The sequence below is a fragment of the Thermogutta sp. genome (assembly GCF_014359955.1).
Taxonomy (GTDB): Bacteria; Planctomycetota; Planctomycetia; order Pirellulales; family Thermoguttaceae; genus Thermogutta.
The window spans coordinates 1-11,038 of sequence record NZ_JACIYL010000055.1 but is presented as its reverse complement, the minus strand read 5'-3'; the positions used below and the strand labels follow the sequence as shown (position 1 = coordinate 11,038).

Genomic DNA, 11,038 nt, shown 5'->3' with positions numbered 1-11,038 from the left:
GGTACTTCCGCTGGCCCGGGATCGACGCCACCGCGTCAGATCTTTTCCAGCGCCTGCGCAAAGTCGGCGATCAAATCTTCGGTGTTCTCAATCCCGCAGGACACCCGGATCATGTTGTCCGGGATTCCGACCGCCAATCTCTGCTCGGGGGTGAAGTCGTGATAACTCATGTACATGGGCTGCTCGATCAGCGATTCTACGCCTCCCAGGCTCGGTCCGATGCGTGGAATCCGCACGTTATCCACCACGCGGGCGGTCGTTTGGGCATCGGCATCTTTCACCAGAAATGTGACCAGGCCGCCGAACCCTCGCATGGTGCGTCGCGCCACCTCGTAATCGCGATGGCTCTCCAGACCGGGATAATAAACCTTTTCTACCCGCGGATGTTTTTCGAGAAATCGGGCCAGGGCAAGGCCATTCTGGTTATGCCGTTCCATACGGAGTTCGAAGGTCTTCAGCCCGCGCAGCAGTAGATAGATGGCGTGCGGGGAATTTCCCATCCCCATCACACCCCGCAGCTTGCGGACGGGTTCGAGCAACTCTTCCCGGCCGATAATGGCACCTGCGAGTAAGTCGTTGTGCCCCCCTAAATATTTCGTACAAGAATGCAGGACGCAGTCGATCCCATATTCGAGCGGTCGCACATTGTAGGGCGTAGCGAGTGTCGCGTCGATGAGGGTTTCCACCCCATACTTCTTGCCCAGCGCTGCGAAGCGTTCGAGATCCACGACGCTCAAATGCGGATTGGTGGGGGACTCGCTGATGAGCAGCTTGGTCCGCTTGTTAATGGCGGCTTCCATCTTTTCATAGTCGCAGGCGGGAATCTGGTGCGTCACCACACCGAACTGACCAAGCACCTTGGTGCAGAATTCCCGCGTGCGATGATAGCATTCATCGAACATGACAATTTCGTCGCCGGGACGGACTTTGGCTATCAGGTAGCAGGCAACGGCCGCCATCCCCGTGGCGAAGGTGACACAGCTTTCACCGCCCTCGAGAGCGGCGAGCTTTCTTTCCAGCACTTTTTCCGTGGGGTTGCCGTACCGGCCGTACTCCTCCCGCGGCAGTTTCTTGGTAACGTACTCGATGACGGCTTCGGTGTTTTCAAACGTGTATGTGGCCGTACAGAAGATCGGATCTGTAATGGAATAGCAGGGTTTGATGCGATCTTCGCCACCGTGAACACAGAGAGTGGAAAAACCCTGGGGGCGATTGGTCTCGGACTGAGCAGTCGGCTTGTTCGACATGGTGACACCGTTTCTTTCAATCAGGAGCTTTGGAATGAATCACGGAAGACGTGACCAGGTCTTCCTCCGAACCAGCTCGCTGCTCTCTACTTCTGTGCCTAAACAAAAACCGCGACGAACAACCGGGCCGTCGCGGCAAACTCTTTTCCGTTTGAATCGCCGCCCACCGGCCGATCCAGGGACGACGATGGCACTTTAGCAGATATGGCTGCAAGCGGCCGCAAATCCCATGACGCCTCATTTTACCCCCGCCGATAGTCAGCGGCAAGCTCCGCGGAAGTCTGGCCCATGGCCACTTTGGGCACGAATCTGTGAGAGGCGTCCACGGTGCTGTACGGGCAATTCATGAATTGCCCCTACCGAGACGCGGTGCGGGTGATCGTGTGCAGCGGCCCAGGTGGAAGCGGGCCCTCCAGTCTGTCCCACGATGCGCAAAACCCAGAAAGCGGACCTGACAAGCAGGTCCCTCCAAAGGGCCGGAGGGGCACACTTGTCGTGCCCAGGAAAAGGGAATTCATGATCGAACGTGGCGCGACGGACCTGACAAGCAGGTCCCTCCAAAGAGTCGGAGGGGCACGCTTGTCGTGCCCGCTGAAACGCAAGAGATAATCCAGCGCTGGAAAGCGGAAGTGACAAACACGTCCCTCCGAAAGCGGACGTGACAAACACGTCGCGCCGAACTAATTCTCACTCCCGCCCCCAGCCTGATTAAGGTCCGCACCCCTGCGCTGCGAACCGGGCAACGGTGGCGACGTGCGACTACGGGCGTTGCGGACCGCTCTGCCGGGCGGCCCGTACTTCGGCCAATGTCTGCTGGATATTGGCGAGCTCTTCCTCTTCGAGAGGTGCCAGCTTTTTCTCGGCAAGCGACCGGGCCAGCACTTCCAGCTCTTGGATCACAGGTTCGGCATCGTGGCCCATAGTGAGAAGGATCTCCGTTGCCTCATCGCGGTAAATTCCACCCCGGATGTCAGAAATGAGACTGTTCTTGAGGGGCTCGAAGGGCCCCCCGAGACGCCAGATCGCCCAACAGGCAGCCGAGGCCGGATAAATCGGCCGACGAGCGTGAGACTTTTCGATCGCCTCCCGGGCAGAACCCGCCGCTTCAGGCCCCAACCGACCCAGTGCCAGGACGGCCTGTTCGCGGACAGGTTGCACCACATCATCCACCGCTTCGGTCAGTGCTTGAATCGCCTCAGGGCCAATTTTCGGACCGATCTTGCCGAGTGCAGCCGCCGCGTTGCGTTTCACAGAAGCAGCCCCATTTTTGAGTCGATCAATGAGGTCTGGTACGGCGGGCAGGGCTGGCTCACCAATGGCCCCCAGCGCGCGACACGCCCAATATTGGGTGTGAAAATCCTCGTGATAGAGGGCCTTTCGAAGCACCGGAACAGCCGGGGCCGCGGCCGGACCTATCGCCATGAGAGCCCCCACGGCCTGCCGCCGATTGACCAGGTTGTCTTCTTCGATCAGTTCAACCAGTCTTGGGACCGCCGGTGCTGCGGCGGGACCTAACTCGGAATACGCGACGCAGAGCACAGCCTTTTTTTCCGGCGAGGCACTTTCCCACTGCTCATCAAGAGTCGGCAGCGCCGAGGCACCAAATTTCCCGATTGTCTGAAAGGCCAAAATCCAGTTAGGCAGTTCATCCACCTGTGCCCCATCTTTCTGGGCCAGTTCCAGCAGCTTGGGGACGGCGATGTCGGCGCGCGCGGGTGCCAGCTTGCCGACGGCCACAATGGCCCTCGCTCTCACTGCATCGTGAGAATCATCGAGAGCCGCGAGAAGCACGGGCACCGCCTCTTCACCCATGGACTCCAGTGCTGCCACCGCTTTCAGCCGGCTCGCTTCGTCCCCGTCCGCGAGGATTCGTTGGCAATCCTCTAAGGAAAGTGCCGCCTGCCCGGCGGCGGCCGATGAGGCGGCACCTTCGGCGCGAGCTAAGGTGGCGTAGCCAAATCCCCAAAAACTCAGCGCCAGGATGGCCACCGGCAACAATGGTCGCATCCATAAACGGGCATCGCACAAGAAGCCAGATTTCCCCGTTAATGAATTGGCCCAAGGAGGAGAAATGGTGACAACATGTGCACGCAGACGAGGCGAAATGTTCATGGGCGGCCTTTCATGCTGGGTGTTAACCGAGCCCAAACCAGCTCCAACATTCTGGCAGCAGATGAAAATCTCCGCGCTGGCCGGTGGGCTACCTCATTATTTCCCAGGACCCGCGTAATGCCAAGCCTTAAACAGCCAATGACCCAAGTTGCCTGACGGGCCCCTTTGCCCGCGTACGGTGACGATCCAGCAACGCCACGATGGGAAGGATGCGGAGTTTAGGAAGCAGGGCTCGTCTCCCCGGTCGCCGCACTCAACCATGTCAGGTAATCCGAGCTACCCGCTGTAATTGGCACCGCGATGATTTCCGGCACCTGATAGGAATGCATTTGGCGGATGCGTTGCTCAAGTTGGGCGTAGCGAGAGGTTGGGGTCTTTATCAAGCAGAGCCACTCCTCGGCCGACTCGATCTTGCCCTCCCATCGATAGACACTTTGGATCGGACCCACGATCTGGACGCAGCCTGCCAGCGACTCCGCCACGAGGACCTGTGCCACTCGGGCGGCTGATTCGCGATCGGGAAACGTCACAAAGACCTGAACATAAGCCCCCTGCTGGCCGGTCATAGCTTCATCACGCTCATTGCACAAGAGGTGTCGGCTTTTTGGTACTCCTGTCACTCGGCAGGGCGTCTGGAACCTCCGGCGGGTAGGGAATTCACCCCATTCCCGTCACGATTGTGCCGTTTCTTTCGAAGGATTCGCGGCATCGCTCGGGGACGCTCCCTGCGCAGAGGGTTGGGCAAGTGTTTTGTCCCGGGCCTGTCGCGCCACCTCCAGAGCCGAGGGTTTGTACTCCACATGCTGTGCCCCCTCTTTAGGGGCCGACGCCGAGGAAGACGCCCCCTGGCCCGTTTTGGAAGACGGTGGATCGACAACCCGCAGGTCATCCAGGTCGATATCGTACCAACCGCGATCGACGGCAGAATCGAACTGGACGAGAGCCCGCCCATTCCAGTTGATCGTGATCACCCGGCCAACCTTTCCTTTAAACCGGGCAAGTTCCGGACGTGGGCTGTTCACGGTCACATACTGGTCCGTGTATTCCAGTCGCAGGTTCTCGATGCGGTCGTAGTCCATATCGGCCGCCATGTTCACCTCGTCGTTCACGCAGATGCCGGTCAGCCCACAGGTGGTGGGTGACCCTCATGGTATGGTGTTTTCCTGCGGGTTGAGTGGGATTATCTTAGTTGGATTTCACCGGTGAGCGGAAGCGGGCGGCATCTTCCGCAGCTTTCCACCGAAGATAGGCGTCGAGGAATCCCTGAATTTCACCATCCATCACCGCCTGGAAGCTGGTTTCGGTATAACCTGTGCGGGCATCCTTGATCCGCTGTTCCGGATGCTGGAAATAGCTGCGGATTTGCGAACCGAACCCCACTTTGGGAGCCGCCTCGTATTTGGCGGCCATCTCGGCTTCACGCTTTTCTTCTTCCAGGCGCGCCAGTTTTGCGCGAAGCATCTTCATCGCCATGGCCCGATTCTGGTGCTGACTCCGTTCACTCTGGCAGGCCACGACAATACCCGTGGGAATGTGCGTGATTCGCACCGCACTGGACGTCTTGTTGACGTGCTGGCCACCCGGCCCGCTGGCCCGGAACACGTCTTCCTCGATATCCTCCTCCCGAATCTCGATCTCCGTATCGTTTTTCACTTCCGGGCTGACGTCCACCGCAGCGAAGCTCGTTTGCCGCTTGCCTTCCGCATTGAAGGGGCTGATCCGGACAAGACGGTGAATACCCGTCTCGCCTTTGAGATATCCGTAGGCCATCGGCCCGCGGATGGCAATGGTGGCGCTGTTGATACCCGCCACGTCGTTATCCACGCGGTCCAGCAATTCCACTTCGTAGCCGTTGGCCTCCGCCCAGTTGATGTACATCCGCAGGAGCATTTCTGCCCAGTCGTGAGCATCAGTTCCGCCATCGCGGGCATTGATGCTCACGATGGCGTTGCAGGAGTCGTGGGGCCCATTGAGCAGGGACTTGACCTCCAGCTCATCCACCAGCTTTTCCAGTCGCTGGAGGGCCTCGGGCAATTCCGCGGCGATTTCGGGGGATTCTTCGCCCAGTTCGATCATGGCCTCAACGTCTTCCAGCTCTTTGAGTGCCTGATCCATGGGCTTGAGGACGGCGCGGAGTTCCTTCAGCTCCGAAACCAGCGCCTGAGATTTTTCGGGATCCCCCCAGAAGGAGGGCTGGCTCATCGCCTGTTCGATCTCCGTTTCCCTGGCCTTGCGATGAGCGTAGTCAAAGGGAGTCCCGAAGCTGCAGCAAACGCTCCCGAATGGCCTCAGCACGATTGACGAGTTCTCGTTCCATCGGCGACCTCCGCAGGCCTCCTTCGAATAACATCACTAGAGATGCTGGCTTGGTACTGGTTTCGTCACCGTCGCGGCGCTGCGCCGCCACGTCAACCCAATGTCATCCTTTGAAATTCTAGGCACATCGGGGAACCGCGAGAACCGGCATTTGTGGTTCGCCCCGATACCCCAGCTTTCCGACCGAGCAGGCCGGGCGTTCGTGAATCGTCCGGTTTCAGCAAACGGATGCCTCGATTATTCCAAGTTTAGCATACCCGGCAAGATCGGTACACTCGGCGTCTGGGAGCCTCTACAATCATGGAGAATCCGAGGACGAACAGGCCGCACCCCCGGTGTCCCACTCTATCCAAAATACGCCAAGGCGTGGGGATGCGATGATTGATATCAGTGAATACGATTACGAGCTACCAAAGCACCTGATTGCCCAAAGGCCCCTGCCGAACAGGGCCGACGCTCGGCTTATGGTCGTGGATCGGCGGTCGCAAAGCATCGAGCACCGCCACGTGCGAGATTTACCCGAGATCCTGCAACCGGGGGATGTGCTGGTTCTGAATAACACCCGGGTGGTTCCTGCGCGGCTGGTGGGTTACCGGACCGAGACCCGTGGTCGCTGGGAAGGACTCTTTGTGGAAGCCGATCCCAGCGGTGTCTGGCAGGTGATCGGAAAAACCCGGGGTAAGCTCCGGCCGGGAGAAACCATCACCCTCGTGAATCGAGAAGGGCGGGACGACATCAAGCTTTTTGTCATCGGCAAGATTGCAGATGGCGGCTGGCTGGTCAGTCCCGATACGAGCGAGGACACCTGGCAGACCCTGGAACGCGTCGGTCGGGTGCCGCTTCCCCCTTACATCCGCGGGGGACAGATGATGGAGGAAGATCGAACCCGCTACCAGACGGTCTACGCCCAGGTTCCGGGAGCCGTTGCTGCTCCCACAGCGGGGCTCCATTTCACCCCGCAACTTCTGAACGCCCTCCGCAAACAGGGCATCAAGATACTTTTCGTGACTCTTCACGTGGGTCTGGGTACGTTCGTCCCGATCAAAACCACCCAAATCGAAGAGCACAAAATGCATTCGGAATGGGGTGAAATTACCCCGGAGGTCGTGGACGAAATCAACGCTGCCCGCAAAGAAGGGGGACGGGTGGTGGCCGTGGGCACGACGGTAACGCGACTTCTGGAAACGGCTGCCGCCAGCGGCGAACTCAAGCCGTTCGCCGGGCGAACTGACCTCTACATCCGTCCGCCGTATGAGTTCAAAATTGTGGACGCCCTGATGACCAATTTTCATCTGCCGAAAACGACGCTCCTGGTTCTGGTGCGAACGTTCGGAGGAGATGAGCTGATCAAGCGTGCCTATGAAGAGGCTATCCGAGAAGAGTACCGGTTTTACAGTTACGGCGACGCCATGCTGATCCTGTAAAACTGCGGTTCAGCAAGAAAAACCAGGGTGGGTTTCAATAACAACCCACCACTTTTATCACGAATAAGGTGAGGTTTCCCATTATGGCGCGCGATCCGATGGATGAAGAAGTTCTCGTCATTCCAGCAAGCTATTTTCACGAGCTGGGGTATTTTCAGGGGTTCACCAGTTCGGTGGAACGTTACGTGCCCCAGATCTTCTCACCAGAAAAGACATCCTTTCGAGCCCGCCGGTTGGTGGAGCCGGATCCGTCGTTCAAGCAGATCATCCCGTATGCCATTCTTGCCTGGCGGAATGGCGACGGATGGGAAGTTTTTCACTACACCCGGGGAAGCGGCCAGGGCGAAAGCCGTTTACGGCAGAAGCGCAGCATCGGGATTGGGGGCCATGTCGCTCGCGAGGACGCCGACAACGGGCAAGACGCGTTTCAGCGGGCCCTGTTGAGAGAGATCAGCGAAGAGGTGAGCATTGGCTCGGCCTATACCCTGGAATGCGTCGGGCTCATTAACGATGACCAGACCGACGTGGGACGCGTGCATCTCGGCGTGGTCTATCGATTGTCACTGGAAAAACCGGTCGTGACACCACGCGAAGCCGATGTGGTCGGACACGGATTTGCCTCTCCCCAGCAACTGGCGAACAATTGGACAGAGTTCGAAACCTGGTCCCAGATCGCTCTGAGGGGTGTTTTCGGGGTGGTCCCACCTGGGCAAGTGGACCAGCACAACGCGTGAGTCCCAGCCGATGGTGCAAACGCCCATTTATCTTGACAACCACGCCACGACCCGCTGCGATCCCCGGGTGCGGGAGGCGATGCTTCCCTACTTTTGTGAAGAATATGGCAACGCTGCCTCCATCACACACGAATTTGGGGAAAGGGCGAAAGACGCAGTCGAAAAAGCAAGAGCGACAATCGCGGCTGCCGTGGACGCCGATCCCCGGGAAGTGATTTTCACAAGTGGGGCCACCGAAAGCAACAATCTCGCTATTTTAGGGGTGGGCCGATGTCTCCCGCCTGGCTCTCACCTGGTCGCCTCCGCGATCGAGCACCCGTCTGTTCTGGAGCCTCTCCAGAAGCTGGCGGAGGAAGGTCATACTGTGACCCTGGTCCCCCCTGTCCAACAGGGTGATCCCCAAGCGGGACGCGTTCTCACCGAGGCCGTGGAACAGGCCTTAAAACCGAACACACGGCTGGTTTCGGTGATGGCGGCCAATAACGAGATAGGCTCGCTCCAGCCGATTCGGGAAATCGCTGTTCTTTGCCGACAGCGGGGGATTATTTTCCATGTGGACGCCGTGCAGGCTCTTGGCAAAGTGCCCCTCCGCGAGGAACTTCGCGACGTGGACCTGATCAGCCTCTCGGCCCATAAAGTTTATGGTCCCAAAGGCGTCGGGGCCCTCGTCGTCCGGCGGCGCCAGCCCGGGTTCAAAATAGAACCGCTCATCTACGGTGGAGGACACGAACGAGGCCTGCGGAGCGGCACGCTCAATGTCCCCGGGATCGTGGGCTTTGCCCATGCTGTGGCCCTTGCGCTGGCCGATCTGGAAAATGAAATGCTGCGTCTGCAGCAACTCCGGAATTTGCTGTTCCATTTGCTGAAAGAAGAACTGGAAGAGCGGGTGCAACTGAATGGGCCGGATCTATCCCGACCGGATTGGCGACTGCCGGGCAATCTCAACGTCCGCTTCCCCGGAATCGAGGGCGAGACGTTGCTCCTCCACGTTCCGGAGCTGGCTTTGAGCTCGGGATCGGCGTGCAGCTCGGCGGATCCCCGACCCAGCCATGTCTTGCTGGCTCTGGGGCTGAGTGAAGCCGAGGCTCGGGCGAGTATCCGCGTGGGAATCGGGCGTTTCAACACCGAGGAAGAAATTCGTTACGCCGCCGACGTTTTATGTAACGCCGTCCGCCAGCTTGTCGATCTTCAATCGGCCCTCGAGGGTTGGTCGAGAAGTCCTGGAGAACGTTAAACAGCGAACCCTGTCACCGCTAGGGCCGTTGCTCTCACCCCACCCGGCCGAAATTAAGGCCGGTCGTCGTTAATGGGCGAGCCACTTCCACAGGAGAAACACGGTGGCAACAAGGCCCAGAGGAATCAGCAGGAAGAAGACGAGTGGGGCCAGGATACTTCGCCCGCTCAGGGTGGATCGCCTTTCGGGTTCCGCCGGGATGCTGATAGGGTCGTCGGTGCGAGCTGTGGTCTGACTGACTCCGGTGGACTGGTTGTCCACAGCCACCTGAAGGAGCATGTTGGAGAAACTCGGTTTTGTATCGGGGAGCGGTACCGGCGGGGGCGTCAACGGCTTGGCCACATAAAGCCGACGCTTGCTGCCGGATTTCGACCGGACGAAGCACGTCTCGTCGATGGGACAGGGGGTGATGACCCAAGGAGCCAGTCGCCGCACGACTTCTGCCGCGGTGGGAATACGCTCTTTGGGATCCTTGGCCATCATTTCGGCCATCACATCGACAAAAGCCGCATCCAGTTCGGGGTTCAGGCGGCGGGGATCGAGCGGACGTAATTCGCAGTGGGCCCGCACTTTATCGGCCGTGGTTCCACCAGGAAACGGGACTTTTCCGGTGACGGCGTAATACAGGGTGCAGCCGAGGGAATAAATATCCCACGCCGGTGTTGGTTTGTGCGGTTCGCGGATGTGGTCGGGCGAGAGGTAGTCCACGGTGCCCACGATCCGTCCGTAGCGCGGATCATTGACCGCCTCCTGGCCAAGTGGCCCGGCGAGCCCGAGGTCCAGCAATTTGGCAGTTCCGTCGTTGGTCACCAAGATATTGCCCGGTTTGACGTCCCGGTGAATCAGCCCCTGCTCGTGCGCATGCTGGAGGGCTGAGGCCACTTGAGAGATGATGGAGGCCGCCGCATGCATCCGCATGGGGCCCCGCTGGCGGATGAGCTTCCGCATATCGACGCCGGGAACGTACTCGGTCACCAGGTAGACAACGCTTCCGTCCATGCCGGCGTCATACGCACGCACAAGATTGGGGTGATCCAGTTTGGCCTGCGCCCGAATTTCCCGCAAAAAATTCTGCACGGCCTCGGGATTGGATTTGTGTCGAGGAAGCACTTTGACCGCCACGATCCGGCCGAGGATCATGTGTTCCCCTTTGAAAACCTGTCCCATGCCCCCGCGGCCGATGGAATCGATGATTCGGTACGGACCGAGGGTAAACTTCGTGCGGCCTTCGAGAAGTTGTTTGGCCTGCCAGGCGTTGATGTAGCCGAGTTCGACAAGTGTTTGCGCCAGCCGCTCCTCCAACGGAACGTCGATAGCGAATCCTGCTTTGGCACGGAGCGTCTGCCAGGCCTCTTCAAGCTGTTCCCGCGTGACCAGCCCGCTGGCCAGGGCACAATGCTCGAAGCTTGTGCTACCGGGAACAGTCATAACTTCAGTCCAATTCTTTGCATTTCACAATTGAACCGGTGCGTTCATAGCGGTGTGGCGTCGCCCGCTTATTGGTGATCTCCACCCAAGTGCCAATTTCTTCAAAAATGCGTCCGATAATGGTCGCCTAATTTTCCGCCGCGACAACCGTGTGCCAAACGGGACGTTCTGCGGCACCGTAGAATCCGGGGTCGATACACCTGCTCACTTGAAAATTATAATGCTCTTCGGCAGACCTGTCGCCGATCTGACCTCTTTTTGATGGCGCATCCCAGAACAGTGGAGCGGGTTCTGGCAGCAAGCTCGACATTGAGCCAGAGTGTTCCGATCTGGCAACAGTTTGAAACCTCGGACGCGGCGCACCGGCGTGGCGGAGAAACGCTCGTGCGTAAAATTAGGAATAGATCGCATATGTAGTGTATTTGGAGTATGAGGAAGAGATATGACTTCGCCGCAGCACGAGGACCATCAACCGTTGGAAGAACCGCAGCAGAGCGACGTCCCTTCGCCATCAAGGACGCTGGTGGTGGCCAGGGTGGTGGG

The 11,038-nt window shown here is 59.0% G+C and carries 9 protein-coding genes; 3 read left to right on the top strand and 6 right to left on the bottom strand.

Going from position 1 to position 11,038, the window contains the following annotated elements:
* Window positions 1–35 precede the first annotated feature (35 nt).
* From H5U08_RS03210 to prfB, 5 genes are all read right to left on the bottom strand, one after another.
* Window positions 36–1,247, bottom strand: coding sequence for a PLP-dependent aspartate aminotransferase family protein (locus H5U08_RS03210; RefSeq protein WP_297030029.1), 1,212 nt, complete (start codon window positions 1,245–1,247; stop codon window positions 36–38).
* 759 nt (window positions 1,248–2,006) lie between these two features.
* Complete coding sequence (locus H5U08_RS03205; RefSeq protein ID WP_297030027.1) at window positions 2,007–3,254, bottom strand: HEAT repeat domain-containing protein; 1,248 nt, start codon at window positions 3,252–3,254, stop codon at window positions 2,007–2,009.
* 323 nt (window positions 3,255–3,577) lie between these two features.
* Window positions 3,578–3,925, bottom strand: a complete 348-nt coding sequence (cutA, locus tag H5U08_RS03200) for a divalent-cation tolerance protein CutA (protein ID WP_297030026.1) — start codon at window positions 3,923–3,925, stop codon at window positions 3,578–3,580.
* A 105-nt stretch (window positions 3,926–4,030) separates the two neighbouring features.
* Window positions 4,031–4,450, bottom strand: a complete 420-nt coding sequence (locus H5U08_RS03195) for a hypothetical protein (RefSeq protein ID WP_297030023.1) — start codon at window positions 4,448–4,450, stop codon at window positions 4,031–4,033.
* 94 nt (window positions 4,451–4,544) lie between these two features.
* Window positions 4,545–5,676, bottom strand: a protein-coding gene (prfB, locus tag H5U08_RS03190) for a peptide chain release factor 2 (RefSeq protein WP_366493951.1) whose coding sequence is annotated in 2 segments (ribosomal slippage) — window positions 4,545–5,606 and window positions 5,608–5,676 — 1,131 coding nt in all. Because the reading frame shifts where the segments join, the coding sequence is not laid out codon by codon here.
* A gap of 376 nt (window positions 5,677–6,052) precedes the next feature.
* On the opposite strand from prfB, the gene queA reads away from it, so the two are divergent.
* The 3 genes from queA (at window position 6,053) to H5U08_RS03175 (ending at window position 9,067) form a co-directional block, all read left to right on the top strand.
* Window positions 6,053–7,099 carry a tRNA preQ1(34) S-adenosylmethionine ribosyltransferase-isomerase QueA gene (gene queA / locus H5U08_RS03185; RefSeq protein WP_297030017.1) on the top strand — a complete coding sequence of 349 codons (1,047 nt, stop codon included), beginning with the start codon at window positions 6,053–6,055 and terminating at the stop codon, window positions 7,097–7,099.
* 83 nt (window positions 7,100–7,182) lie between these two features.
* Entirely contained in the window at window positions 7,183–7,833 is a 651-nt protein-coding gene (locus H5U08_RS03180) for a phosphoesterase (RefSeq protein ID WP_297030015.1), read from the top strand.
* A 10-nt stretch (window positions 7,834–7,843) separates the two neighbouring features.
* Window positions 7,844–9,067, top strand: a complete 1,224-nt coding sequence (locus tag H5U08_RS03175; protein ID WP_297030014.1) for a cysteine desulfurase family protein — start codon at window positions 7,844–7,846, stop codon at window positions 9,065–9,067.
* A 69-nt stretch (window positions 9,068–9,136) separates the two neighbouring features.
* On the opposite strand, the gene H5U08_RS03170 is transcribed toward H5U08_RS03175, so the two are convergent.
* Window positions 9,137–10,495: a serine/threonine-protein kinase gene (locus H5U08_RS03170; RefSeq protein WP_297030013.1), complete on the bottom strand. Its 1,359-nt coding sequence runs from the start codon at window positions 10,493–10,495 to the stop codon at window positions 9,137–9,139.
* Window positions 10,496–11,038: the final 543 nt, after the last annotated feature.

Bases quoted from the DNA above. Each gene is read 5' to 3' on its own strand.
- queA (WP_297030017.1), top strand. From the start codon at position 6,053: ATGATTGATATCAGTGAATACGATTACGAGCTACCAAAGCACCTGATT.
- H5U08_RS03170 (WP_297030013.1), bottom strand. From the start codon at position 10,495: ATGACTGTTCCCGGTAGCACAAGCTTCGAGCATTGTGCCCTGGCCAGC.
- cutA (WP_297030026.1), bottom strand. From the start codon at position 3,925: ATGACCGGCCAGCAGGGGGCTTATGTTCAGGTCTTTGTGACGTTTCCC.
- H5U08_RS03175 (WP_297030014.1), top strand. From the start codon at position 7,844: ATGGTGCAAACGCCCATTTATCTTGACAACCACGCCACGACCCGCTGC.
- H5U08_RS03205 (WP_297030027.1), bottom strand. From the start codon at position 3,254: ATGCGACCATTGTTGCCGGTGGCCATCCTGGCGCTGAGTTTTTGGGGA.
- H5U08_RS03210 (WP_297030029.1), bottom strand. From the start codon at position 1,247: ATGTCGAACAAGCCGACTGCTCAGTCCGAGACCAATCGCCCCCAGGGT.
- H5U08_RS03195 (WP_297030023.1), bottom strand. From the start codon at position 4,450: ATGGCGGCCGATATGGACTACGACCGCATCGAGAACCTGCGACTGGAA.
- H5U08_RS03180 (WP_297030015.1), top strand. From the start codon at position 7,183: ATGGCGCGCGATCCGATGGATGAAGAAGTTCTCGTCATTCCAGCAAGC.